Raw genomic sequence first — 23,702 nt, 5'->3', positions numbered from 1 at the left:
GGCCGCCGATCCGGTGGGGGTGTGCCGGTCGTCGTCAGAGGACGGCGACCAGCACGCCCACCGCGCCGGAGACCAGCAGGGCGCTCACCACGCCCCGCTTGAGGGCGAGCAGCCACAGCAGGGCCGCGCCCAGCACCGCGAACTGCCACGGCTGGTGCAGCGACCAGGCCAGCGGGACGGTCGACCCGCCGATCGCCCCGATCGCGGCGGCGCCGGCGCCGGTCAGGAACGCCTGCGCCCGCGCGTCGTCCCGCAGCCGCTCCAGCCTCGGCCCGACCGCGACGACCATCGCGAAGGACGGCGCGAACGCGACGAACGCGGCCAGCAGCCCGCCGCCGAGCCCGGCGGCGGCGTAGCCGACGACCGCGACGGTCTGCACGACCGGACCCGGTGTGATCTGGCCCAGCGCCACCGCGTTGAGGAACTGGGCGTCCGTCATCCACCCGTAGGTGTGCACGGCGTCCTGGCGCATCATCGGGATGATCACGAAGCCGCCGCCGTACGAGAGCGCGCCCACCTTCGCCGCCACCCAGGCGACCGCGCCGAACCCGCCGCCGACCGCGGGCAGCGCGAGCACGACGGGCCACGCCGTGCGCCGGTCCCCGTCCGACGTCCGGGCGCCGACCTCCACCGTCCCCGCCACCAGGAGCACCAGCACCAGCCACGGCCCGGTGACCGCCGCCGCCACCCCGCCGACCACCAGGTAGAGCGCCCAGCGCGACCGGGCAGCCCGCCCGTCCGCCGCCCGGCGCCAACTGCCCGGGACGAGTCCCCACGCCGCGTGCACCGCGACCGCGGGCACCGCCGCGCCCGCGCCGGCCGCGGCGCCGAGCACCCACGCCGGCGCGTCGTCGGCGAGGAACAGCGCGGCGAGCGCGAGGATCAGCACCAGGCCCGGCACGATGAAGCACACCCCGCCGAGCACCGCGCCGGCCACGCCGCGCAGCCGCCACGCGCACAGGATCGCGAGCTGCGTGGAGGCCGGTCCGGGCAGCAGGTTGGTCACCGCGACGCCGTCCTCGAACTCCCGCTCGGTGAGCCACCCCCGCCGGGTCACGCACAGGTCGCGCAGCAGCGCGACGTGCGCGGGCGGTCCGCCGAAGCCGACGCACCCGATGCGCCCCCACTCCCGGGCGATCGCGCCCAGGCCGACCCTCGTCACGTGCGTTCCCTCCCCGACCGGGCGTCCCTGTTCAGGTGACGTCGACGATGCGCGCGTCGAGGAGCACGCCGTCCGCGACGTCGAGCAACCCGATCGTGCCGTGCGGTTGGCGGCGGCGGTCCGTGGGGGAACCGGGGTTGAACACCCGCACGCCGTCGCCGGTGAGGTCCAGGGGGATGTGCGAGTGGCCGAAGACCACGAGGTCCGCGTCCGGGAACCGGCGGCGCATCCGCGCGGTGCGCCCGGTCGCCTGCCCGCTGTCGTGGACCATCGCCACCCGCAGCCCGGCCAGGTCGAGCTCGACGGTGTCCGGCGCGCCCCAGGCGGCCACGTCCGGGCCGTCGTTGTTGCCGCGCACGGCGGTGACCGGCGCGTACTGCGCCAGCTCGTCCAGCACCGGGGCCACGCAGACGTCGCCCGCGTGCAGGATCGCGTCCGCGTGGCGCAGGTGTTCCGCCACGGCGGGCGGGCAGGACTTCCAGCGCCTCGGCGCGTGGGTGTCCGACAGCACGACGACACGCATGGCCCAACCGTAACCCGTTCACCGCACCGGAATTTCACCCCGTCGTGCCCGCCGATTGCTTGTACGGTGCTGGACAGGGGTTGAGACCACAGCCGGCCTGACGCTCGTCGTCGTGCGGCTGGAGGCCGAGCTCGTGAAGATCGCCATGGTGTCGGCGCACGCCAACCCGCTGGCCGTGCTGGCGGACGCCGAAGCGGGTGGGCAGGACGTGCACGTGGCCGAGCTGGCCGGCGCGCTCGCGGCGCGCGGCGACGAGGTGGTGGTGCACACCCGGCGCGACTCGGCCCGGCAGCCGGAGGTGGTGCGCACCGAGCAGGGCTTCGTCGTGCACACCGTCGCGGCCGGGCCGCCGTCCACCACCCCGGAGGACGAGCTGCTGCCGCACCTGGAGGACTTCACCCGGGTGCTGCGCGGGTGGTGGCGGGCCGACCCGCCGGACGTGGTGCACTGCCACTCGTGGACGTCCGGCCTGGCCGGGGTGCTCGCGGCGCGCCGACTGGACGTGCCGGTCGTGCAGACCTTCTACGACCTGGGCGGGGTCGAGCGGCGCGGCGGGCCGACCACCGTGCCGTCCCAGCGGGTGTCGGCCGAACGGCTGATAGGCCGCGAGGCGGCGGGCGTGCTGGCGGCGTCCAGCGCCGAGGTGCTCGACCTGGTGCGCCTGGGCGTGGCCCGGTCCCGGATCACGGTGGTGCCGCCGGCCGTGGACGTGCGGCGGTTCACCCCGGACGGCCCGCGGCTGTCCCGGGGGTCCTCGCACCGGATCATCGCGCCCTCGACCGGCGCCGAGGAGCCGATCAGCGCCCTGCACTCGGTGTGGGACGCCGAACTGGTCGTCCTGGGCGGCAGCCCCGACGAGGTGCACCGGTTGCGCGAGCACGCCCGCGAGGTGGACGTGTCCGACCGCGTGCGGCTCGTCGGCCGGGTGTCGAGGGCCGCGCTGCCCGCGCTGCTGCGCTCCGCCGACCTGGCGCTGTGCACCGCGTGGGACGGCGCGACCCGCGCGCTGCCGCTGGAGGCGATGGCGTGCGGGCTGCCGGTGGTCGCCGTCTCCGTCGGCGGGCTGACGGACGTGGTCGTGGACGGCGTCACCGGGGTCCTCGTGCCGCCGCGCGACGCGGACGCCCTGGCCCGCACCCTGCGCCCGCTGCTGGCCGACGCGGCGCGCCGGGACGCCCACGGCACGGCGGGCACCGACCGGGCCGAGTCTCGCTACGACGTGCGCCGGATCGCCCGCGAGACGGTCCGCGCGTACTTCCGGGCGGCCGGGAGGTCGGACAGCGTGCTCGACACACCGGGCCAGGACGGGTAGGCCCCGTTCAGGCCGGGTAACCGCTCAGCCTGGTCAGCAGGTCGTCGTCCGCCCCCACCGTGCGCAGCCGGATCGGGCGCGGGTCGCCGGGGTGCTCGCCGCGCAGCACCGACGCCACGAACTCGCGCACGGCGGCCGGCCTCGGCAGCACTTCGCCGCCGATGTGGGCGAGCACGGCGAGGTCGTCGCCGGCCCGCGTCTCCACGGCGACCGCCCAGCCCCGCTCCTCGTCCCACACCAGCGCGATGTCGCGGCCGGGGAACGTCGGCGCGTGCCCCTCCACCGCGAGGTAGGCGCCCGCCGGCGGACCGGGTTCGACGTACGAGCACTCGCCCGTGACGCCCAGTTCGGCGGCCACGGCCCGCACGTACCGCTGGAGGCCGAGCACGGACGCGTCGTCGAAGTCGGACTCCTGTTCGCGCACGTCGCCCACCTCCTCGTCTCGCCGACTACCCGCGTTTCCCGACGCCAAACGCGGTTTCGGGGCAACTTCCCCGGCAACCCGCGAGGCGGAGGTGGCGCCGTGCCGGTGAGGTGGGCCGGGAAGTCGGACGTGGTGGCCGCGCTGCGGTCGTTGCGCGGGCGGGAGCTGAACTACGAGCCGGCCGAGGTGGGTCCGGACGGGTGGGTGTTCGACGTGCACCGGCGGGTGCTGGGGCACGAGGCGGCGGGGCCGCCGGAGGACGGCGGGCTGTGGTCGCGCGCCCGCGAGGTGGTCGAGGAGTACGGGTTCACGCCGCCGGAGGTGGTGCGCGGCCACTACGCGCGCGGTTCGGCGCTGCTCGGGCGCGACGTGCTGCTGGAGGCCCGCCTGCCGGGGCTGCGGTTCCTGATGGGCGTGCGGATCACGGCCGTGCGGGACGACGCGGACGACGCGCGGACGACGTGGGGCTGGAGCTACGAGACGCTGCGCGGGCACCTGGAACGCGGTCGCGTCGACTACGAGCTGGTCAAGCACCACGGGTCGGGCGAGGTGGAGTTCGTGGCGCGCGGCTACTCCCAGCTGCACCCGCGCGCGCCGTGGTGGATGCGGTTCGGCTGGCGGTGGGTCGGCCGGCGCACGCAGCTGCGGTTCTACCGGCGGGCCGGCGAGCAGCTGGTGCGGCACTCCGAGGTGGTGGAGGTGCCCTCCGGCGGTGGCCGCCGCCGGGGCGTGGTCGTCCTCGATCCGGTGAGTTGAGGGTGGACGCGTCCGGACGGGGTACTCCGCCGCCGTGAGGATCGTGATCACCGGAGCATCGGGCAACGTCGGGACGGGCGTGCTGCGCGCCCTGGCCGCCGAGGGCGGGCACGAGGTGGTGGGGCTGTGCCGGCGCCCACCGGACCCCGTGCCCCCGTACGACGGCGTCGTCTGGCACCGGTGCGACCTGGCCGACAGCCGGTCGCGGGCGGTGCTCGACGAGGTGCTGCCGGGCGCGGACGCGGTCGTGCACACGGTGTGGGCGTTCCAGCCGCTGCGCGACGCCGGGTTTCTGCACCGCACCAACTACGCGGGCACGCTGGGCGTGTTCGACGCGGCGCGGCGGGCGGGCGTGCCGCACGTGGTGCACACGTCGTCGATCGCCGTGTACGGCCCGGCGGGCGAGGAGCCGGTGGACGAGCGGTGGCCCGCGACCGGCGTGCCCGGTTCCGTGTACGGCCAGGGCAAGGCGGAGGTGGAGGCGGAGCTGCGCCGGTTCGCCGCCGAGAACCCGCAGATGGCGGTGGCGGTGCTGCGGCCGACGCTGGTGGCGCAGCGCGACGCGTCGGAGAGTTTCCGCGCGCTGTTCTTCGACCCGCTCGTGCCGCGGTGGCTGATCCGGCTGGTGGAGCGCGGCGCGCTGCCCGTGCTGCCGCTGCCGGCCGGCCTGCGGGTGCGGTTCGTGCACGCCGACGACGTGGGCGACGCGGTGGTGCGCGTGCTGCGGACGCGGGCGAGCGGCGCGTTCAACCTGGCCGCCGGGCCGACCGTCACCGCCGACGACCTCGCCGCCCTCGTCGGGGCGCGGGCGCTGCCCGTGCCGCCCTCGCTCGTCCGGGCGGCCGTGGGCGCGCTGTGGCGGCTGCGGCTGCTCCGCGCGTCGCCGGGCTGGTTCGACGTCGGCATGCGCTCCCCCGTCGTGGACAGCACGCGCGCACTCGACGAACTCGGCTGGGAACCCCGGGTCGGCGGCACCGACGCCGCCCGCGAGCAGCTGCGCGGGCTGGCTGACGGCGCGGAGGGCGGCAGCCCGGTCCTGCGCCGGGACCGGCTGCGCGGGATGGGCGGGCAGCGGCTCAGCTGAGCCGCAGCGCGACGACCACCGCCGCCGCCGTGAGCACGCCGAACGCCACCGCCGCGCCGGTGAACCCGGCGACGCCGAGCCCGACGCCGCCGGCCGCCGCGCCCGCGAACGTGCCGACGCTCATGGCCGCGCCGTGCACCCCGAGGGCCGCACCGCGCGACGTGCCCGCGCGGTCGACGAGCAGCGCGACGAGGCACGCGGCGGCGGTGGCGTGGCTCGCGCCGAGGACGGCGGTGAGCACGAGCGCGAGCACCCGGGCGGGGACGTGGAAGATCGCCACCACCGCCACCAGGGCGCACGCCAGGGCGGACAGCAGCACCGGCCGGGCCCGCACGCGGCCCGCGCCGACGTACCGGCCCGACAGCAGGTTGCCGAGGAAGAACGACGTGCCGCTGAGCGTCCACACCAGCGCGAACGGTCCCGGCGCCAGGTCGAACCGCTCGTCGTGGAACGCGGCCAGGTAGGACAGGTAGCCCATGAACGCGGCGGTGCGCAGCAGCGCGGCGGCGAGCAGCGGGCGCACGTGGGTCAGCGCCCGGAACGCGGCCAGGTAGCCCACCCGTTCGGGGGCAGGCGCCGGCGCGGCGGGCAGGCGGGCCAGGACGACGGCGAGCACGACGGCGACCACCGCGATGGCCACCAGGTCGCCGCGCCACCCCCACAGCAGGGCGGGCAGCGCCACGGCGGGCGCGGCGAGCATCGCGGTCAGCGACTGGGTGGCGGTGACCAGCGTCGCGGCCCGCCCGGCGGCCGGTCCGTCGAACCGGTCGGCCGCCGCCGCGCCGAGCGCGGGACCGAGCACCGCCATGGCCGCCCCGATCACCAGGCAGAACACCACCACGGCGGCGAACTCGGCGATCGCGCCGATCAGCGAGCCGACCGCGAGCAGCACGAGACCGCCCGCCGCCGCCCACAGCCGGGGCACCCGGTCGAGCAGCGGCGCCAGCGCGGCGCCCACCACCAGCGCGGCCAGTCCGCCGAGCCCGCGCAGCCCGCCGACCACCGCCACGCCGCCGCCGGTGGTCTCCGCGATGGGCACCAGGAACGTGCTGAACACGGTGAACGGCAGCAGCAGCACGGCCGACGCGACGAGCACGGGACCGAGGGCGCGCGCCATCCGCAGGTCGCCCGGGACCTCCGACCGGTCAACGCTCACGCCGTTCCTCCACCGGGGCGCGCGGCGGCTCGGGCGGACGAGCCTGGTCCACCCGATCATGGCGGATGCCCCGGTGGGTTCGGAAGCGGGGCGTCACCCGGGCCGCGGCGGCTCGACGCGGGCCAGCCACGCGGTCAGCAACTGCTCCAGCCGAGCGGCCTCGTCCGCGTCCAGCACGTCGAGCAGCCGGCGCTCGTTGGCCATGTGCTCGGTGAACGCCTGGTCGATCACGCGCCTGCCCGCCTCGGTCAGCGCGACCACGCGCCGCCGGCCGTCGTCCCGCGCCGGGCGGCGGGCCACCAGGCCGTCGCGCTCCAGGCGGTCGATGCGCTTGGTGATCGCGCCGGTGGTGACCATGGTGTGCTGCGCCAGTTCGCCCGGCGCCCGCTCGTAGGGCGCGCCCGCGCGGCGCAGCGCGGCGAGCACGTCGAACTCGCCCTCCCCCAGGCCGTGCCGCCGGTAGACGACGGTGAGCTGCTCGGTCAGCACGGCCGCCAGCCGGTGCAGCCGGCCGATGACGCCCTGCGGCGTGACGTCGAGGTCGGGTCGTTCGCGCGCCCACTCGGCCTGGATGCGGGCGACGCGGTCGAGGTGTCCGCTCATGGGTGGACATAATAGCTTCCCCGGAAGCTAAAGTCTCTTCCATGGAAGCTTTCAAGTGGGGCCTGGTCACCGCCGTCGCGCCGATCGCCTGGGGCTCGACCTACTACGTGACGCACCACTTCCTGCCCGCCGGGAACCCGCTGTGGGGTTCGGTCCTGCGCGCCCTGCCGGCGGGGCTGCTGCTGCTCCTGGTGCGCCGCCGACTGCCGCGCGGCCGGTGGTGGTGGCGGTCGCTCGTGCTGGGCACGCTGAACATGGGCGCGTTCTTCGCGCTGGTGTACCTGGCCGCGCAACTGCTGCCGACGAGCCTGGCGGCCACGATCATGGCCACGTCCCCGGCGGCCATGATCGCCCTGGCCTGGCCGCTGCTCGGCGAACGGCCCCGCGCCCGCGCGGTGCTGGGCGCGCTCGTCGGCATCGGCGGCGTCGTGCTCATGCTGTCCGCCGGGGTGGACCGGGTGGACCCGGTCGGCATCGCGGTGTCGGTCGCGGCGATGGCGATGTCCGCGTTCGGCCACGTGCTGACGAAGCGGTGGGGCGCGGGCGCGGACGTGCTGTCGGTGACCTCGTGGCAGCTCGTCGCGGGCGGTCTGGTGCTCGTCGTGCCCGCCGTCGTCGTGGAGGGCGCTCCCCCGCCGCTGTCCGCCGCCGCGCTGGCCGGGTTCGCGTTCGTGTCCGTGGTGGCGACGGCGGTGGCGTTCGCCGCCTGGTTCACCGGCCTGCGGCACCTGGAGGCGGGCGCGGTCGGCCTGATCGGGCTGCTCAACCCGGTGACCGGTGTGCTGCTCGGCCGCGTGGTCGCGGGCGAACCGCTCACCGCCCACCAGGGGCTGGGCCTCGGGCTCGTGCTGTCCGGCGTGGTGCTGGGGCAGGTCGCCCGGCGCGTCCGCCCGAGTGGGGCGGCCGATCCGGACGTGCCGCTCCCGTCGGAGGCGTCGGACGTGCGCGCGCGCGACGCGGCCGGCACCCGGTTCGCCGCGCCCGGTTCGGCGGCGGCGGGCGGGACCGTCGGATCGGGTGGTGGCGCTCCCCGCTCCACGGGGTGATCCAGCGGAGTCCGGTGAACCCCTCCGGGGTGGCCCGGGAGCCGAAGCGCCCCCAGCCGCCGGCGCCGAAGGGCATCTGCGGCTCGTCGTGGAGGATGACGCCGTCGACGTGGCAGGTGCCCGAGCGCGTCCGCCGCGCCCCTCGACGAAGCGCACCCCGGCGGGTTCCGGCGGGCGCGATCAGGAGGCCGCGCCGGGCTCCCGCCGGGTGACGAGCGACCACAGGTAGCCCAGGTCCTCGCCGTCCGGCTCGTCGCGCTCGACGAACTCGTCGAGCAGCGCCCGCACCCGCTCCACCAACTCCTCCCGGGACTCGGGCCCCAGCCTGAGCACGCCGCGCGCGATCTCGCGGTCGGCGTCCGGGCCGGCTTCCCGGACCTCGGCGCGGTGGGCGTCGAGGAGGGCCAGGTCGGCCTGGCCCGCCAAGCCGTCGCCGGGGTCGCCGATCAGGCCCAGGCGCCTCGTCCGGCCGGTCGAGCGGTAGGGGCGTTCCAGCGCGCCCCGCGTTCCGCTGCGCACCGGTTCGGCGACCAGGAACTCGGTGCGCACCAGCGCGCGGACGTGCCGCAGCATGGTCGCCGGTGCCACGCCCAGCCGTTGCGACAACTCCTTGTTGGTCAACGGCCGGTCCCAGCACAGCCGCAGGATGCGCCAGCGCAGCGGGTGCGCCAGGGCCTTCAACTCGGCGACCGTGGCGTCGCGCGGCGGGTGGTCGGGTGGGAGACGCCGCCCGCCCTGCGGGTCGCGGTCCGGCTCGGATGGCACGCACAGAGGCTAACCCCAAGGTCGTGCGGTCGAGGCGTCCACGCTCAGTCGGCGTCCTGGGCGGGCGTGGTGGTGTCGATCAGCGCTCGAAGCGTCCGCTGGTACCGCTCGAACGCGGCCCGCCCCTCGTCGGTGAGGGAGAGCCAGGTCCGCGGCCGCTTGCCCTCGTACCCCTTGACCACCTCGACGTAACCGGCCGTCTCCAGGGTGAGGACGTGCCGTGACAGCAACGAGTCGCTGACCTCGACCGTGTCGCGGAGCAACCCGAACGCGATCCGGTCGGCCGCGGCCAGTGCCGCCATGGCCGACAGGCGGACCGGCGCGTGGATGACCTCGTCGAGCCGGTGCCGGGGGTGGGCGCCCGTCCTCCTGGCGCTCACCGGCGGGCGACCCGCCACGCCAGGACGCCGAACGGCACCGCGGGCAGCACCCCGGCCGCCACCGACCACGGGGTGAAGCCCTCCGGGAGGACGAACCTGATGAGCAGCATCGTGGGCACCGCGAGCCCGACGCCGGCCCAGAGGGCCGCGTTCTCCAGCCTGGCGGCGGTCCGGTCGACCGCCCGCAGTCGCAGGCCGATCAGACCGGTGAGCACGACCACGACCAACGCCCCGGGCAGGACCAGGTCCGCGACGGCGTCCGGAGCGGCGGACAGCCCCGTGTAGAAGGCCGCGGTGGACACGGCCACGACCGCTGCGGCGGCCACGTACCACCAGCGCTCCCGGCGGACCCGACGGCCCGCGCGGTCGATCGTGGCGAGTGCTTCCCGTGGGTCCGGCTCGTGGAACGACGACATGTGTCCATGCTTGCACCTACTTGAACGGGACTCAAGTACTTTCCGTCCCGGCTCCCATCAGCGCGTCCCGCGAAATCCGGCCGATCTACCCCGCCTTGCCACACCCCGGAGCGGTTTGCTTGACTGCCACTGATTGCACAAAGTGAAATCACTGAGGGGGCCGCGATGGGCTGGACCGACTTCGAGTGGCTGGAGGGCGCGGACCCGAGCCCGGACGGCACGGCCGTCGTGTACGTGGGCGACGCGTCCGGCAGACCCCAGCCGTGGGTGCTGCCGCTGGACGGCGGGCCGGCTCGGCTCGTCGAGGTGCCCGGTTCGATCCGCCGGTGCCTGTGGCGGCCGGACGGCGCGCGGCTGCTGGTCGTCTCCGACCCCGACGGGGGCGAGGACCACCGACTGGCCGAGGTGGACCCGGTCACCGGCACCGTCGAGTGGCTGGCGGCCGAGGACGGCGTGCGGTGCGAGGTCGGTCCCCCGCACGGGCACACCGGCCGGCCCTACAGCGCGGACGGCGCGCTCCTGGCGTACGCGAGCAACGCCCGCGACCGCGAGGTGTTCGACGTGCGGGTGCGGGACCTGCGCACGGGTGACGACCGGATCGTGCTGGAGGGCGACGACCGGTACGTGCCGATGGGCTTCTCCCCCGACTCCGGGCTGCTGCTCGTGCTGCGGCTGCACCAGAACACCGAGCAGGACCTGTTCGTGTGCGACCTGGCCGCCGGCACGACCCGCCGGTTGACCCACGACGGCGTTCCGACGAAGAACCAGCCGGTCGCCTGGCTGCCCGACTCGTCCGGCTTCCACCTGTGCACCACGCGGGGCCGGGACTTCCTCGGGTTGGCCGTGCTGTCCCTGACCGGCGAGCTGACCTGGACCGCCACGCCGGAGTCCGATGTGGACGGCGCGGCGCTGTCCCCGGACGGCACCCGGCTGGCGTGGGGCGTGAACGAGGACGGGTACACGCGGCTGCGGTGGGCCGAGGTCGGCGGCGCGGCGCGGGACGTCGAGGGCTTGCCGACCGGGACCGCGGTGACGGAGTTCGGGCTCGGCGGGCAGGTCCTGCGGTTCACGCCGAGCGGTGAGCTGCTGGTCCAGCTCTCGCGGCCGGACGCGGCGACCGACCTGTTCCTGGTGGACCTGCCGGCCGGCCGGGCGCGCCGGCTCACCGACGCGGGCGCCGGGCTGCCCGGCGGGATGGTGGTGCCGGAGGTCGTGCGCGTGACGAGCGACGACGGCGAGAGCGTGCCGGTCCTGTTGTACCGGCCGCCGACGGCGGACGGCCCGGTGCCGCTGGTGGTGACCGTGCACGGCGGGCCGGAGTTCCAGGCGCGGCCGACGTTCGACCCGTGGGTGCAGGAACTGCTGGCGCGCGGCATCGCGGTGGCGGCGCCCAACATCCGCGGGTCCTCCGGGTACGGGATGCGCTACCAGCGGTTGATCTACCGCGACTGGGGCGGCGGCGACCTGGCGGACCTCGCGGCGGTCGTGCGGCACGTCCGCGGGCTCGACTGGGTGGACGGCGACCGGCTCGGCGTGCACGGCGCGTCGTACGGCGGGTTCGCCGTGTTCGCCTGCCTGGCGCTGCTGCCGGACCTGTGGCGGGCCGGGGTGAGCGAGTGCGGGTCGTCGGACCTGATCAGCGACATCCGGTCGTTCCCGCCGACGTGGCGCAAGCGGGCCGTCGAGTGGATCGGCGACCCCGACGACCCGGCCGACGCCGCCCGGCTCACCGCGCGCAGCCCGCTGGCGAACGCGGACCGGGTGACCGCCCCGGTGCTGATCATGCACGGCGAGAACGACACGCGGGTGAACCCCGAGGAGTCCGAGCGGATGTACCGGCGACTGCGCGAGCTGGGCAAGCCGGCGGAGCTGGTGCTGCACCCCGGTGTCGGGCACGAGGTCGACCGGGGCTCGTTCGCCACGACCGTGGACCTGATGGCGTCGTGGTTCGAGGAGCACCTCGCGCAGCGGTGAGCCGGGGGTGGGTCCTCAGAGAACCAGGAACAGGTGGAGGCCCACCAGCAGACCGCACGCCACGGTGTGCCCGACCTTGTTCTGCACCAGCAGCGCGGCGAACTCGCGCAGGAAGGCGCTCGGCAGGAAGTACGCGGCGGTGGGCGCGCCGAGGATCTGCATCCGCAACCTGAGCCGGCGGGCGGTGACGGCCGCGCGGAACACGTGGAAGTTGTTGGTGACACCCACCGCGCGCCCCTGCCAGCCGTGCTCGGCCAGCACCCGCGCGCTGTAGGCGAGGTTCTGCTCGGTGGTGGTGGAGCGGTCCTCCACCAGGACGCGGTCGTCGGGCACGCCGCGGCGCACCAGGTAGTCGCGCATCGCCGCCGCCTCGGACACGTCCTCGTCCGGACCCTGTCCGCCGGAGACGACCACGAGCGGCGGCCGGCCCGCCCCGACCCCGTGCTCGTACACCCGGATCGCGCGGTCGAGCCTGCTCGCCAGCAGCGGCGGCACCCGGTCGCCGTTCAGGCCCGCGCCGAGCACCACGACCGCGTCGAAGCCGGTGCGGCGGCCCAGGCTGCCGTAGACGATCGAGTACAGCAGGAGGCTCACGAACAGGAACGCCACGTAGGCCGCCACCACCAGCAGCGACCCGATGACCGCGTCCACCACCGGGCCGGTGCGCGCGGTGAGGAACCCGAACGCGGCCACCACGCCGAAGATCGCCAGCCCGGCCAGCAGCGACAGCAGGTTGGCCAGGCCGAACCCCTCGCGGCGCAGCACCAGCACGCCGTTGGCGATCAGCGCGACCGGCAGCACGAACCCCAGTCCCAGCAGCAGTGCCACGAACCCGTACCCGAGCGCGACCCCCGGCCACCCCTCGGTCTCGACGGCCCGGAACAGCAGCCACAGCAGCAGGAGCAGGAGCGTCACGCCGAGCCACACCGCGTTGCGGACCCGCCGCCGGTCGCGCACGACGCCGACGACGAAGAACAGGGCCGGCACGATCGCGGCGATCCCGAAGATCATGCGCGTCAATCTAGGCGGCGCACCCCCCGGTCGCCACAGCGCCTCCGCCTGCGACCACCCGCCTGCGACCACTGGGGTCGCCGAGTGTCGATGGCCCCGTTCCGGCTGCTCCCGCTGCTGCCCGGCGGAGCGCCGCGACCCGCCCGGTCTCCTGGACGCCAGGCCGTGCGGCTGCTCGCGCTGCTCCGCCTCCGCGCCACGGGATGACGCGACCGCGGCGACCGGCCGCCGCGTCGCCGTCGCGGTGCCCGTCCCGCCGTCCCGTCAGACGTGCGGGACGTCGGCCTGGACGGTCCGGCCGTTGAGCGGCTGGGGCGCGCGGGCGTCGCCGTCGTGGAACAGGTGCCGGAAGCGGGAGACGGTGGCCCGGGTGACCGTCTTCCCGTGCGTCAGGAACCACTGCACACCCTCGGTGAAGGGAGCGGTGGTCAGCGAGCCGGTGCAGCGGGCCGTGGCGCGGTTCGCCGGCAGCAGGGTCTCCAGGTCCACGTCGGCGACGTGCACCTCCTCGCCGCACTCGGGTGCGAGGCGTGCCGGCACCCGGTCCACCGTGGAGGGGGCGCCGACGCGCAGCGGAACGCCGACCACCACCAGCGGCCCGCCCGACGCGCTGCGGTGCACCAGGTGCACCTCCAGCGGGTCGACGTGCCCGGCGAACCGGTGCTCGGACGGCGTGTGGAAGTGGACGAGGTCGTAGCGGACCCCGGACAGCGTCACGTGCGCCGCGCCCGGCTCGACCTCCGCCTCCTCGGTCTCCTCGTGGTCGCGCGCGGCGCGGCCCCGGGCGGCGGCCTCGTCCTTGCGGACGTGGTGCAGGTCCAGGTCGGAGTGGCCGCAGCAGACCTCCAGGCCCGGCAGGTCCGGGGTGAACCGGACCGGGGTGCCGCCGGCGGTCAGGAGCGCGCCGAGGACGACGGGAACGGCGATGGCGACGATGCCTCTTCCGGCCGCGGTGGGTGCAGCCTTCGGGACGTGCGGCCCGGGCGGGGATCGACCACCCGGCGGGACCGCACGATCCTCCACCCGGGCCGCCGTGGAGCAGAAGATCGATGAAACGCCCAAAGGCCTGATGGGGACGAAGCGATCTGTGCTTCGTGTCACGGACTCGGCTCCGGACCGGGAGGTGCCGGGACCGGGCACCGCGGACGTCGGTCATCCGGTCACCGTCGAATTCCACCCGACGTGGCGTCCGGGCGCGAACCACATGGGTGATGTCGTTCACCCGGTCGCGGGTTTGGGACATCCGACCAGGGGATACCTGGGAGCAACACCTTGAATCGACGAGGTGTCGGAGGTGTGCGTGTGATGAAGATGGCGGGGCCGCTCGACCAAGGCCTCGACCTCGTGCTCGACGCTGTGCCGACCCAGCCCGAGGTGGACGTGTGGGTCCGCCAGGTGGCCGGTTGCGTGGGCATCCGCCCCGGCGACGACTTCGTGCGGATCGCCGCGGAACTGATCGACAACGCCCACCGCCACGCGGACGGCCCGTACCGGGTGCGGTTGTGGCGGGTGGACGACTGCGACGCGCTGCGCGTGCAGGTCGTCGACCGGAGCCCGAGCACCCTGCCCGTCCTGGGCAGACCCGACGTCCCGGCGCAGGGCAGCGGGCTGGTGATGGTGAACCGGCTGTCCTCGCACTGGGGCTTCGAGTGCGACCACGACGGCAAGACCGTGTGGGCCGAAGTCCGCTCCTGACCCTCCGGCTCCCGACCCTCCAACTCCTCTCCCTCCTGGGGAGCGGTCAGGCCGAGTAGGTGCGCGTCTCGGTGGCTTTCACCGCCGCCCACAGGTGGTCACCCGGGCGCAGGCGCAGTTCGGCGACCGTGGCCGTGGTGACGTCGGCCAGCACGGGCGGGGCGCCGTCCAGGCGGACCCGGGTGGTGTGGGCGTGCTGCTCCACGCCGGCCACGGTCACCGGCCAGGTGTTGCGTGGGCTGCCGGTGGGGCGCTCGGGGTGAAGGCTCACGGCCGTCGGCGCGAACGCGACCAGCACCGGCCCCGACGCGGGTTCCGCGGTGGTGAGGCGCCCACCGGCGGCCAGGTCGACCACCGCCGTGCCGTCCGCGGTGCCCCGGTAGAGGTTCAGGCCCACCAGGTCGGCCACGTACGGGGTGCGCGGGTGGCGTGCCACGTCGGTCGGCGTGCCCTCCTGCACGGCCCGCCCGCGTTCGAGGATCACCAGGCGGTCGGCCAGGACCATCGCGTCGAGCGGGTCGTGCGTGACGAGCACCGTGCCGCCGGGGAACCGGTCGAGGTGGCGGCCCAGTTCGGCGCGGACGTGCAGGCGCGTGGCGGCGTCCAGCGCGGCCAGCGGCTCGTCGAGCAGGAGCAGCCCGGGGTCGGTCGCCAGGGCGCGGGCCAGGGCGACGCGCTGCGCCTGGCCGCCGGACAGGGCGCGGGGTTTGGCGGCGGCGTGCTCGGCCAGGCCCACCCGGTCCAGCCACCCCAGCGCCGCGGCGCGGGCGTCGGCCTTGCGGGCGCCGCGGGCACGTGGGCCGAACGCGACGTTCTCCAGCGCCGACAGGTGCGCGAACAGCAGGTAGTCCTGGAACACCACGCCGATCGGCCGCCGCTCCGGCGGCACGAACACCCCCGGCGGCTCGTCCCACGACCGCCCGTCCAGGCGCAGGTGGCCACCGGTCAGCGGCAGCAGCCCGGCCAGGGCGCGCAGCGCGGTCGTCTTGCCCGCGCCGTTCGGGCCGAGCAGTGCCACCACCTCGCCGCGCCCGACGGTCAGCGGGAGGTCGATCTCGAACGTCCCGCGGGTGAGGCGGAGGTGGGCGTCCAGGGTCACGCGGCACCCCGCACCCAGCGGTCGCGCAGCCCGACGAGCACCGCGACCGAGACGAGCAGCAGCACGACGCTGAGCACGATCGCCGCGTCCGGGTCGGTCTCCAGCGCCAGGTACACGGCGAGCGGCATGGTCGTGGTCTCACCGGGGAAGTTGCCCGCGAACGTGATGGTCGCGCCGAACTCGCCGAGTGCCCGCGCCCAGCACAGCACCGTGCCCGCGACCAGGCCGGGCAGGATCGACGGCAGGGTGACCCGGCGGAACACCACCAGGCGCGACGCGCCGAGGGTCGCGGCGGCCTCCTCGTAGCGGGGGTCGGCGGCGCGCAGCGCGCCCTCCACCGAGATGACGAGGAACGGCATCGCGACGAACGCCTCCGCCACCACCACGCCGGCCGTGGTGAACGGCAGCGAGACGCCGAACCAGGCGTCGAGGTGCTCGCCGACCAGCCCGCGCCGCCCCAGCACGAACAGCAGCGCCACCCCGCCGACCACGGGCGGCAGGACGAGCGGCACCGTCACCAGCGCCCGCAGGAACCCCCGGCCGGGCAGGTCGGCGCGCGCCAGCACCCACGCCAGCGGCACGCCGAGCAGCAGGCACACGACCGTCGCCAGCGACGCGCACACCAGCGACAGCCTCAGCGCCTCGCCGACCTCCGGGCTCACCAGCCGCCGCGGCAGCTCGGCCCACGGCGTGCGGACGAGCAGCCCGACGAACGGGACCAGCAGGAACGCCAGGCCCAGCGCGGCGGGCAGCACGAGCACGACGGGCGGCCGCGCCCGTCCCCGCACCCGGCTCACGGCGCGAGGAACCCGGCGCCGGTGAGCGCGGCCCGGCCCGCGTCGGACAGCACGAAGTCGACGAACGCCCGCGCACCGGCCGCGTCGGGCGCGCCGGCCAGCGGTGCGATCGGGTAGTCGTTGACGGCCCGCCCGGCCTCGGGGAAGTCGATGCCCTCGACGGCGTCGCCCGCCGCCCGCACGTCGGTGAGGTAGACGAGGGCGGCGTCGACCTCGCCCAGCCGCACCTTGGTGAGCACGGCCTTCACGTCCTGCTCCAGCGTGTCCGGCCGGGGCGTCACGCCCGCCGCGTCGAACACCGCCTTCGCCGCCGCGCCGCACGGCACCTGCTCGGCGCACAGCGCGACGGTCGCGTCGGCGTCGGCGAAGTCTGCCAGCCCGGTGATCCCGGCCGGGTTGCCCCGGGGCACCGCGATCCGGAGCGCGTTGCGCGCGAACGTCACGGGCGTCGCGGTGACGTCGCCCGACGCCACCACCTGCCGCATGTTCGCCGGCGCGGCCGAGGCGAACACGTCGACCGGCGCGCCCTGCGCGATCTGCTGCGCCAGCGACGAGCTGCCGCCGAAGCTGAAGACGACCTCGACGCCGGGGTCGGCGGCCTCGAACTCCTCCCCCAGCTCCGTGAACACCCCGGTCAGCGACGCGGCGGCGAACACGGTGACCCGACCCTTCCCCCGGTCGGGAGGCTCGGCGTTCCCGCAGGACACCAGGACGGACGCGGCCACCAGGACGGACGCGGCGAGGAGTCGCACCGGGTCAGCCCTCCGGGATCTCGACGACGACGTGGGTGCTCTTGATCGAGGCGACCGCGACGGTGCCGATCTCCAGGCCCAGCTCGTCGGCCGACTCGCGGCTCATCAGCGACACCACCCGGAACGGTCCGGCCTGCATCTCGACCTGCGCCATCACGCCGTCCTTGACGACCCGGGTGACGATGCCGCGCATCCGGTTGCGGGCGGACGCGGCGACCGTGACGCCCGGCTCGGCGGCCTCGGCGACGCGTTGCGCGAGCGCAGCCAGCTCACGCCCGTCGACGCCCATCCGGCCGCTGTCGAGCTGCACGGCGCCCAACCGGCCCTGGTCGACCCACCGGCGCACCGTGTCGTCGCTGACGCCCAGCAGTGCGGCGGCCTCGCTGATCCGCAGATTCGGCACGTGGAGCACTGTAACTCCGCAGTTGCGGCGATGTCGAGGCACGGCCGGAGGTCGAGGCGGTTGCCGCTCCGCGCGCCGGGGTAGCCGGGTGGCGACTCCGGAGGAGGACGTGCGCATGGCGGTGGACGGTCGGCAGGCGGTCGTGGTCGGGGTGGACGGCTCCGAGCAGTCGCGAACAGCGGCGTTGTGGGCGGCGCAGGAGGCGACGGGCAGAGGGCTGCGGCTGGTCGTCGTGTCCGCGGTGCACGGGCCGTTCCCCGAACTGGTGTTCACCGCCGGGGCCGCGCCGCTGCCCGAGGTGGTCGACGAGGACTCGGTGCGCGCGTTCGCCGAGAGCCACCTGGAGGAGGTCGCCGACGAGTGCCGGGAGTTCGTGCCCGACGTCGAGGCGCACCTCCTGCCGGGACGCCCCGCCGAGGTGCTGCGGGAGGTCGGCGCGGACGCCGAGCTGGTCGTGGTCGGCTGGTCGGGGCGAACGGGCCTGGCCAAGGCGCTGCTCGGCTCGACGGCCGCCGACCTCGTGCACCAGGGCGACCGCCCGACGGTCGTGGTCCGGGACTCCGGCGCGCTCGGGCAGGCGGTCGTGGTCGGGGTGGACGGGTCGCCGTCGAGCGGACGGGCCGCGGACTTCGCGTTCGACTTCGCCGACCGCCACGGCCTCCGCGTCGTGGCGGTGCACGCGTGGGCGGACGCGGTGATGCCGGTGGCGGTGCCCGAACTGGGCTGGAACCACGACTGGGACGCGGTGCGGGTCGCGGCGGGCGAGGTCGTCGAGCGCGAACTGGCCGTGCGGCGGCAGCGGTACCCGCGGGTGGAGGCCGAACTGGCGGTGGCGTTCGACAGCCCCGCGCACGCCCTGCTGGAGCAGGCGCGCGGCGCGGCGCTGCTCGTCGTCGGCAGTCGCGGTCGCAGCGCGGTGCGGCGGGCCCTGCTGGGTTCGGTGAGCCACGCAGTCGTCTACCACGCGCCCTGCACGGTCGCCGTCGTGCACGGGGAGTGAGCCGTGACCGACGGGGAGGCCCACCGCATGGGCGAGGAACTGCCGCCGCCCGCGCCACCGCGCAGCGCGCTCACCCTGCGGTTGTGGGTGGCCGGGTTCGGCATCGTGTTCAACGGCGTGGCGGCCTGGTTGTGCTTCCGCGCGGACCTGGGCTGGTTGGGCTGGTTGCTCGCCGTGCTGGTCGTCGTGCTGGTGGTGGACTTCGCCTGGGTCGTGCACCGCAAGCGACGCGGCGACCCGGGCTAGCGCCGGGTCGGCGGCGACCCCGGCCGGCCGGGAACAGGACCGACCGGGAACAGGGGCCGGGGTTGACCTCTCCGGTCATGCGCCTGCTCCTCGTCCGCCACGGCGAGTCGCTGCACCGGGTCCGGGACATCGTCTCCGCCGAGCACGGGTGCCCCGGGCTCACCGACCTCGGCCGCCGCCAGGTCGCGGCGCTGCGGGACCGGTTCGCCGCCGAACGCCTGCGCGCCGACGTGCTGCTCACCAGCCCGGCCGCTCGTGCCCGGCAGACCGCCGAACTGCTGCGCCCCGCGCTCGGCGCGCCGCCGCTCGTCGAGGAGCGCGGCCTCACCGAACTCCGACTGGGCGAGGGCGAGGGGCTGACCGGCGGGGAGTTCCGCGCCCGTTACGAGCCGTTCGACCTGGTCGCCGAACCCGACCGGCCGATCTGCCCCGGTGGCGAGACCTGGCACGGCTTCGGCTCGCGCGTCCGCGACACCCTCGACGGCCTGGCCGCCGCGCACCGGGGTCGGACCGTCGTGGCCGCCACGCACGCCGGGTTCGCGGTGGTCGCGTTCCTGGTGCTGTTCGCCGTGCCCCGGCCCGGCACCGGAACGCGGGTCGACCCCGGCTTCGCCTCCGTCACCGAGTGGCGGCACGACGGCGGGACGTGGCGGCTGGTCCGCCTCGACGACACCACCCACCCGGGCTGAGGTTCAGCCCCGCCCCACCGTGCTGCGCCTGGGGACCAGCCGGTGGGCGGCGCGCACCTCCACCCCCGGCAGCGGCTCGGTGCTGCCGATGCGGTCCAGGACGCGGTCCACCGCGGTCGCGGCGATGGCCGCCTTGTCGGGCGAGATCGTGCTGATCGGCGGGTTGGAGTAGCGCCCCTCCTCGATGTCGTCGTACCCGATGAGCGCCAGGTCCTCGGGCACGCGCAGGCCGCGTTCCAGCGCCACGTGCAGGGCGCCGAGCGCCACCAGGTCGCTGTAGCAGAACACGGCGTCCGGCGGGTCGGGCCGGTCGAGCAGCCGCCGCATGGCGCCCGAACCGTCCGCGCGGTTGAACCTCGGGGTCGGGATGACCAGCGATTCGTCCACCGGCAGCCCGGCGTCGGTGTGCGCCTGCCGGTAGCCGCGGGTGCGCAGCTGCGCGGCCTCGCCCGTCGGGTACGGCTGGTCGCCGATGGCCGCGATGCGCCGCCTGCCCAGGCCGATCAGGTGGGCGGTCGCTTCTCGGGAGGCGGCCACGTCGTCGATGCCGACGTGGTCGAACACGCCGTTCGACACGCGTTCGCCGAGCACGACCAGCGGCAGCGACGGGTCCACCGCGGTCAGGTCGTCCTGGGACAGGCCGAGCGGGCTGAAGATCATCCCGTCGAACAGCAGGGCGCGCCCGGCGCGGCGCACCAGGTCCCGCTCGTGCTCCGGGTCGCCGTCGGTCTGGTCGATCAGCACGTTGTAGCCGCGGTCCCTGGCGCGCGGGATGATCGCCTGGAGCAGCTCGGCGAAGTACGGCGTGTCCAGGTAGGGCACGACGACCGCGAGCTGCCCGGACCGGCCGTAGACGAGGTTGCGGGCGAGCACGTTGGGCCGGTAGCCCAGTTCGGCGATGGCGCGCTCGACCTTGGCGCGGGTGTGGTCGGTGACGCGGGCATAGCCGTTGACCACGTTCGACACCGTCCGCGGGGACACCCCCGCGAGCAAGGCAACGTCACGCAGCGTGGCGTCGCGCATGGTCCTCCTCCGCCCGGCCCGGACGGGCCCCGGTCGTTGCCGGAAGTGTGCACGCCGGCCGACGCCCACGACAAGCAGGACGTGCGGTTGGTGCGAATGGCGTACGTATCAGGTCTTGCAGCGCGGCAAAACGGGGTGGATAGTGCTTTGCAGCGCAGCAAAATCCGGTGCCACGGCGGCATCCAGGGTCGGTGGACCACCGAGCCCGGCGGTCGTGGTGCAACACCCGACCGGTTCCGCCACCCTCGCGCGGGACCACCGCAGCACCTCCCCTCTTCCCGTCGCGGTCACGTGCCGTGACGAACAGCCGCGTGCCCGTTCGCGGCGGAAAGGCGCTGTCCATGCTCAAGCGGTTGGGAAGGCTCGTGCGCGTGCTCGCCGCGGGCGGTCTGCTCGCGGTCGCCGGCTGCGGGGGCGCGTCGAGCGACGACGGCCCGGTGCGCGTGTCCGTGTGGGCCTGGTACCCCGAGTTCAAGAGCGTGGTCGAGGCGTTCAACGCCTCCCACACCGACGTCCAGGTCGAGTGGACCAACGTCGGCACCGGACCCGACCAGTACGCCAAGCTGAAGACCGCGTTCACCGCGGGCAAGGGCGCGCCGGACGTGGCGATGGTGGAGTTCCAGCAGATCCCCACGTTCATCATCCTCGACGCCCTGGTCGACATGGGGCAGTACGGCGCGAACGACGACGAGCCCCTGTACGCCGAGTGGGCGTGGAGCCAGGCCACGGACGGGGACCGGGTGTACGCGATCCCGGTGGACGGCGGCCCGATGGCGCTGATGTACCGCAAGGACCTGTTCGACCGGCACGGCATCCCGGTGCCGACCACCTGGGACGAGTACCGCGTCGCCGCCGAGCGCATCAAGGCCGTCGACCCGGGCGCGTTCGTCGCGAGCTTCGGCAGCGACGGCGGCTGGATCAACGGCCTGATGTGGCAGGCCGGGTGCCGCCCCTACGGCTACTCGCAGGCCGAGGCGCGCGACCGGGTCCGGATCGCGCTGACCGCGCCGGAGTGCCGCAAGGTGTTCGACTTCTACGGCGACCTGGTCAGCCGGGGGCTCATGGCCACCGACCCGTTCTTCACCGCCGACGCCACCGCCGCGCTCGACTCCGGCAAGTACTGGACGTGGGCCGCGGCGGGCTGGACGCCCGGCTACGTCGCCGGGTCGCTGAAGAACACGGCGGGCAAGTGGGCGGTCGCACCGATGCCGCAGTGGACGGCGGGCGCGGACGAGCAGGGCGACTGGGGCGGCTCGACGTTCACCGTCACCAAGCAGGCGAAGAACCCGGAGGCGGCAACGAAGGTGGCGCGCGAGCTGTTCGGGAGGTCGAAGGAGGCGTGGGACGTCGGGTTGCACAAGGCGTTCCTCTACCCGCTGGTCAAGGAGGTCGCGGCCGACCCGGCGTTCACCGGCAAGTCCTACGAGTTCTTCGCGGGCCAGAAGGTGAACGAGATCTTCGTGCCGGTGTCGGAGAAGCTCGACGAGTTCCAGTACACGCCGTTCCAGGACTTCGTGTTCGGCGAGCTGAACGACCGGGCGGCCGAGGCGGTGGCGGGCAGCAGGCCGTGGGGCACGGTGCTGGAGGCGACGCAGGAGAACGTCGTCGCCTACGCCGAGCAGCAGGGCTTCAAGGTCGACCGGTGACGGGGGCGCGGGTGGGGGCCCGTCGGCGCGTCACCGCGCACCCCGTCGCCGGGGCGTTGTTCGTGCTGCCGTTCTTCCTCGTGGTCGTCGCGTTCCTGGTGGTGCCGCTGGGGTACGCGTTCTGGCTGAGCCTGTCCAGCCGCAGCCTCGCCCTGGGCACGCGGTTCACCGGCCTGGAGAACTACGCCCGCGCGTTCACCGACCCCGTGCTGCTCGACGGGCTGGTGCGGGTGGCCCTGTTCGGGGCGGTGCAGATCCCGGTCATGCTGGGCGTGGCGCTGGCCGGCGCGCTCGCGCTGGACGCCGTGAAGACCCGGTTCGCCGCGGTGTTCCGGCTGGTGGCGTTCATGCCGTACGCCGTGCCCGCCGTGATCGGCGCGCTCATGTGGGGCTTCCTCTACAGCCGCACGTTCGGGCCGTTCGCGGACGTGCCCACGTGGTTCGGCGGCGAGCCGGTCGACTTCTTCGGCACGTCGTGGCTGCTGCTGTCGCTGGGCAACATCGTCACCTGGGCCTGGACCGGCTACAACATGATCATCCTGTACTCGGCCCTCCAGGGCGTGCCGCGCGAGACGTACGAGGCGGCGGTCATCGACGGCGCGTCGCAGGTGCAGCTCGCGCTGCGGGTGAAGGTGCCGGCGATCCGGTCGGCGATCGGCCTGGCCTCGATCTTCGCCGTCATCGGCACCATGCAGTTCTTCACCGAGCCGCACGTGATGGCCCGGTTCGCGCCGCAGGTCTCCAGCGGCTACACGCCGAACCTCTACGCCTACAACCAGGCGTTCGCCTACTCCGACTTCCACTACTCGGCGGCCATCTCGTTCGCGCTCGGGTTCCTGGTGTTCGTGGTGGCCTACGCCGTGGTGTTCGTCCGACGCCGGGGAGTCCGACCGTGACCGCGCGCACGAGGCTGCCGCACCTGCTGATGTTCGCGGGGATCGTGTACTTCGTGGTCCCGCTGCTGTGGGTGGTGGTCGCGGCCACCAAGAGCCAGCCGGGGCTGCTGTCGAGCCCGGCGCTGTGGTTCGCCGACGAGTTCAGCCTGGTGGACAACGTGCGGCAGCTGTTCCGCGAGGACGACGGCGCGTACGGCCGCTGGATCGCCAACACCGCGCTGTACTCCGGGGTGAGCGCGCTGGGCGCGACGTCGCTCGCCGCGCTCGCCGGCTACGGCCTGGCCCGGTTCTCGTTCCCGGGCAAGCGCCTGTTCGAGACCGCGCTGCTGGGCATGATCATGGTGCCGGCGACGGCGCTCGTGCTGCCCACGTACCTGATCCTGTCCGAGCTGGAGGTCGTGGACACCGTGTGGGCGGTCATCCTGCCCTCGCTGCTGAGCCCGTTCGGCACCTACCTGATCAGGGTGTACGTCGCGGAGAGCGTGCCGGTGGAACTGCTCGAAGCGGCGCGCATCGACCGCGCGGGCGAGCTGCGGATCTTCTGGCGGATCGCGCTGCCGATGATGCGGCCCGCCCTCGTCACCGTCTTCCTGTTCACCCTGGTGGCGACGTGGAACAACTACTTCCTGCCGCTGGTCATGCTCAGCGACGCCGACCTGTACCCGCTCACCGTGGGGTTGACCACCTGGTTCAACACCGCGCAGCAGGAGGCCGGCACGCGCGTGCTGTTCAACCTGGTCGTCACCGGCTCGCTGCTGGCGATCGTCCCCCTCGTCGTCGCCTTCGTCCTGCTCCAGCGCTTCTGGCGCAGCGGCGCCGGCGCGGGAGCACTCAAGTAGGAGGA

The 23,702-nt window shown here is 74.8% G+C and carries 27 protein-coding genes; 12 read left to right on the top strand and 15 right to left on the bottom strand.

The window, feature by feature from the left end; translation table 11 throughout:
* Positions 1-34: 34 nt before the first annotated feature.
* Positions 35-1,162: a chromate efflux transporter gene (gene chrA / locus CKY47_RS21575; RefSeq protein WP_306747736.1), complete on the bottom strand. Its 1,128-nt coding sequence runs from the start codon at positions 1,160-1,162 to the stop codon at positions 35-37.
* A 31-nt stretch (positions 1,163-1,193) separates the two neighbouring features.
* Complete coding sequence (locus CKY47_RS21570; protein ID WP_306747735.1) at positions 1,194-1,685, bottom strand: metallophosphoesterase family protein; 492 nt, start codon at positions 1,683-1,685, stop codon at positions 1,194-1,196.
* Positions 1,686-1,818: 133 nt separating this feature from the next.
* Here CKY47_RS21570 and CKY47_RS21565 point away from each other — a divergent pair, with 133 nt between their 5' ends.
* Positions 1,819-2,997, top strand: coding sequence for a glycosyltransferase (locus CKY47_RS21565; protein ID WP_306747893.1), 1,179 nt, complete (start codon positions 1,819-1,821; stop codon positions 2,995-2,997).
* A 7-nt stretch (positions 2,998-3,004) separates the two neighbouring features.
* On the opposite strand, the gene CKY47_RS21560 is transcribed toward CKY47_RS21565, so the two are convergent.
* Positions 3,005-3,421 carry a DUF6292 family protein gene (locus CKY47_RS21560; protein ID WP_306747734.1) on the bottom strand — a complete coding sequence of 139 codons (417 nt, stop codon included), beginning with the start codon at positions 3,419-3,421 and terminating at the stop codon, positions 3,005-3,007.
* A 99-nt stretch (positions 3,422-3,520) separates the two neighbouring features.
* On the opposite strand from CKY47_RS21560, the gene CKY47_RS21555 reads away from it, so the two are divergent.
* Both CKY47_RS21555 and CKY47_RS21550 read left to right on the top strand, forming a co-directional pair.
* Complete coding sequence (locus CKY47_RS21555) at positions 3,521-4,177, top strand: DUF1990 family protein (protein ID WP_306747733.1); 657 nt, start codon at positions 3,521-3,523, stop codon at positions 4,175-4,177.
* Between the two features lie 34 nt (positions 4,178-4,211).
* A complete protein-coding gene (locus CKY47_RS21550; protein WP_306747732.1) occupies positions 4,212-5,261 on the top strand; it encodes an NAD-dependent epimerase/dehydratase family protein in 1,050 nt (349 codons plus the stop codon).
* On the opposite strand, the gene CKY47_RS21545 is transcribed toward CKY47_RS21550, so the two are convergent.
* Together CKY47_RS21545 and CKY47_RS21540 are read right to left on the bottom strand one after the other, a co-directional pair.
* A complete protein-coding gene (locus CKY47_RS21545; RefSeq protein ID WP_306747731.1) occupies positions 5,254-6,417 on the bottom strand; it encodes an MFS transporter in 1,164 nt (387 codons plus the stop codon). The two genes, CKY47_RS21550 and CKY47_RS21545, sit on opposite strands and share 8 nt — an antisense overlap.
* Positions 6,418-6,510: 93 nt before the next feature.
* On the bottom strand, positions 6,511-7,020 hold the full coding sequence (locus CKY47_RS21540) for a MarR family winged helix-turn-helix transcriptional regulator (protein ID WP_306747730.1): 510 nt from the start codon (positions 7,018-7,020) through the stop codon (positions 6,511-6,513).
* Between the two features lie 41 nt (positions 7,021-7,061).
* On the opposite strand from CKY47_RS21540, the gene CKY47_RS21535 reads away from it, so the two are divergent.
* On the top strand, positions 7,062-8,066 hold the full coding sequence (locus CKY47_RS21535) for a DMT family transporter (RefSeq protein ID WP_306747729.1): 1,005 nt from the start codon (positions 7,062-7,064) through the stop codon (positions 8,064-8,066).
* A gap of 180 nt (positions 8,067-8,246) precedes the next feature.
* Here CKY47_RS21535 and CKY47_RS21530 read toward each other — a convergent pair whose 3' ends face one another.
* The 3 genes from CKY47_RS21530 to CKY47_RS21520 are packed head-to-tail and all read right to left on the bottom strand — an operon-like array spanning position 8,247 to position 9,627.
* Complete coding sequence (locus tag CKY47_RS21530) at positions 8,247-8,831, bottom strand: ArsR/SmtB family transcription factor (RefSeq protein WP_306747728.1); 585 nt, start codon at positions 8,829-8,831, stop codon at positions 8,247-8,249.
* 44 nt (positions 8,832-8,875) lie between these two features.
* A complete protein-coding gene (locus CKY47_RS21525; protein ID WP_306747727.1) occupies positions 8,876-9,211 on the bottom strand; it encodes a winged helix-turn-helix domain-containing protein in 336 nt (111 codons plus the stop codon).
* Positions 9,208-9,627: a hypothetical protein gene (locus CKY47_RS21520; RefSeq protein WP_306747726.1), complete on the bottom strand. Its 420-nt coding sequence runs from the start codon at positions 9,625-9,627 to the stop codon at positions 9,208-9,210. The genes CKY47_RS21525 and CKY47_RS21520 overlap by 4 nt, the downstream gene beginning before the upstream one ends.
* A 165-nt stretch (positions 9,628-9,792) precedes the next feature.
* On the opposite strand from CKY47_RS21520, the gene CKY47_RS21515 reads away from it, so the two are divergent.
* A complete protein-coding gene (locus tag CKY47_RS21515) occupies positions 9,793-11,601 on the top strand; it encodes a S9 family peptidase (protein ID WP_306747725.1) in 1,809 nt (602 codons plus the stop codon).
* A gap of 15 nt (positions 11,602-11,616) precedes the next feature.
* On the opposite strand, the gene CKY47_RS21510 is transcribed toward CKY47_RS21515, so the two are convergent.
* Together CKY47_RS21510 and CKY47_RS21505 are read right to left on the bottom strand one after the other, a co-directional pair.
* Complete coding sequence (locus tag CKY47_RS21510; RefSeq protein WP_306747724.1) at positions 11,617-12,612, bottom strand: YdcF family protein; 996 nt, start codon at positions 12,610-12,612, stop codon at positions 11,617-11,619.
* 264 nt (positions 12,613-12,876) lie between these two features.
* A complete protein-coding gene (locus CKY47_RS21505; protein WP_306747723.1) occupies positions 12,877-13,635 on the bottom strand; it encodes a carbonic anhydrase family protein in 759 nt (252 codons plus the stop codon).
* A 273-nt stretch (positions 13,636-13,908) separates the two neighbouring features.
* On the opposite strand from CKY47_RS21505, the gene CKY47_RS21500 reads away from it, so the two are divergent.
* Positions 13,909-14,307, top strand: coding sequence for an ATP-binding protein (locus CKY47_RS21500; RefSeq protein ID WP_306747722.1), 399 nt, complete (start codon positions 13,909-13,911; stop codon positions 14,305-14,307).
* Between the two features lie 46 nt (positions 14,308-14,353).
* Here CKY47_RS21500 and CKY47_RS21495 read toward each other — a convergent pair whose 3' ends face one another.
* The 4 genes from CKY47_RS21495 to CKY47_RS21480 are packed head-to-tail and all read right to left on the bottom strand — an operon-like array spanning position 14,354 to position 17,358.
* Positions 14,354-15,406 carry an ABC transporter ATP-binding protein gene (locus CKY47_RS21495; RefSeq protein WP_306747721.1) on the bottom strand — a complete coding sequence of 351 codons (1,053 nt, stop codon included), beginning with the start codon at positions 15,404-15,406 and terminating at the stop codon, positions 14,354-14,356.
* Positions 15,403-16,203 carry a molybdate ABC transporter permease subunit gene (gene modB / locus CKY47_RS21490; protein ID WP_306747720.1) on the bottom strand — a complete coding sequence of 267 codons (801 nt, stop codon included), beginning with the start codon at positions 16,201-16,203 and terminating at the stop codon, positions 15,403-15,405. The genes CKY47_RS21495 and modB overlap by 4 nt, the downstream gene beginning before the upstream one ends.
* A complete protein-coding gene (gene modA, locus CKY47_RS21485; RefSeq protein ID WP_306747719.1) occupies positions 16,200-16,955 on the bottom strand; it encodes a molybdate ABC transporter substrate-binding protein in 756 nt (251 codons plus the stop codon). The genes modB and modA overlap by 4 nt, the downstream gene beginning before the upstream one ends.
* 4 nt (positions 16,956-16,959) lie before the next feature.
* Positions 16,960-17,358 (bottom strand): TOBE domain-containing protein, encoded by a 399-nt coding sequence (locus CKY47_RS21480; protein ID WP_306747718.1) that lies wholly within the window; start codon positions 17,356-17,358, stop codon positions 16,960-16,962.
* An 88-nt stretch (positions 17,359-17,446) separates the two neighbouring features.
* Between CKY47_RS21480 and CKY47_RS21475 the strand changes: the two genes are divergently transcribed.
* The 3 genes from CKY47_RS21475 to CKY47_RS21465 all read left to right on the top strand — a co-directional run bounded on the left by CKY47_RS21475 (position 17,447) and on the right by CKY47_RS21465 (position 19,293).
* Positions 17,447-18,358 (top strand): universal stress protein, encoded by a 912-nt coding sequence (locus tag CKY47_RS21475; protein WP_306747717.1) that lies wholly within the window; start codon positions 17,447-17,449, stop codon positions 18,356-18,358.
* A gap of 3 nt (positions 18,359-18,361) precedes the next feature.
* Complete coding sequence (locus tag CKY47_RS21470) at positions 18,362-18,604, top strand: DUF6343 family protein (protein ID WP_306747716.1); 243 nt, start codon at positions 18,362-18,364, stop codon at positions 18,602-18,604.
* Positions 18,605-18,681: 77 nt separating this feature from the next.
* Positions 18,682-19,293: a histidine phosphatase family protein gene (locus CKY47_RS21465; RefSeq protein WP_306747715.1), complete on the top strand. Its 612-nt coding sequence runs from the start codon at positions 18,682-18,684 to the stop codon at positions 19,291-19,293.
* Between the two features lie 3 nt (positions 19,294-19,296).
* Here the strand turns inward: CKY47_RS21465 and CKY47_RS21460 are convergent, their stop codons facing one another.
* Positions 19,297-20,316, bottom strand: coding sequence for a LacI family DNA-binding transcriptional regulator (locus tag CKY47_RS21460; RefSeq protein WP_306747714.1), 1,020 nt, complete (start codon positions 20,314-20,316; stop codon positions 19,297-19,299).
* 296 nt (positions 20,317-20,612) lie between these two features.
* Between CKY47_RS21460 and CKY47_RS21455 the strand changes: the two genes are divergently transcribed.
* From CKY47_RS21455 to CKY47_RS21445, 3 genes are read left to right on the top strand one after another with little or no spacing between them, the layout of a single operon-like run.
* Positions 20,613-21,962 (top strand): ABC transporter substrate-binding protein, encoded by a 1,350-nt coding sequence (locus CKY47_RS21455; RefSeq protein WP_306747713.1) that lies wholly within the window; start codon positions 20,613-20,615, stop codon positions 21,960-21,962.
* The gene (locus tag CKY47_RS21450) at positions 21,959-22,858 is read left to right on the top strand and encodes a carbohydrate ABC transporter permease (RefSeq protein WP_306747712.1); all 900 of its coding nucleotides are present in this window, start codon (positions 21,959-21,961) and stop codon (positions 22,856-22,858) included. The genes CKY47_RS21455 and CKY47_RS21450 overlap by 4 nt, the downstream gene beginning before the upstream one ends.
* A complete protein-coding gene (locus tag CKY47_RS21445; RefSeq protein WP_306747711.1) occupies positions 22,855-23,697 on the top strand; it encodes a carbohydrate ABC transporter permease in 843 nt (280 codons plus the stop codon). Before CKY47_RS21450 ends, CKY47_RS21445 begins: the two co-directional genes overlap by 4 nt.
* Positions 23,698-23,702 lie beyond the last annotated feature (5 nt).

It is taken from the genome of Saccharothrix longispora (assembly GCF_030852425.1).
Classification (GTDB): Bacteria; Actinomycetota; Actinomycetes; order Mycobacteriales; family Pseudonocardiaceae; genus Actinosynnema; species Actinosynnema longispora.
This window is presented reverse-complemented; position numbering and strand designations above follow the sequence as displayed.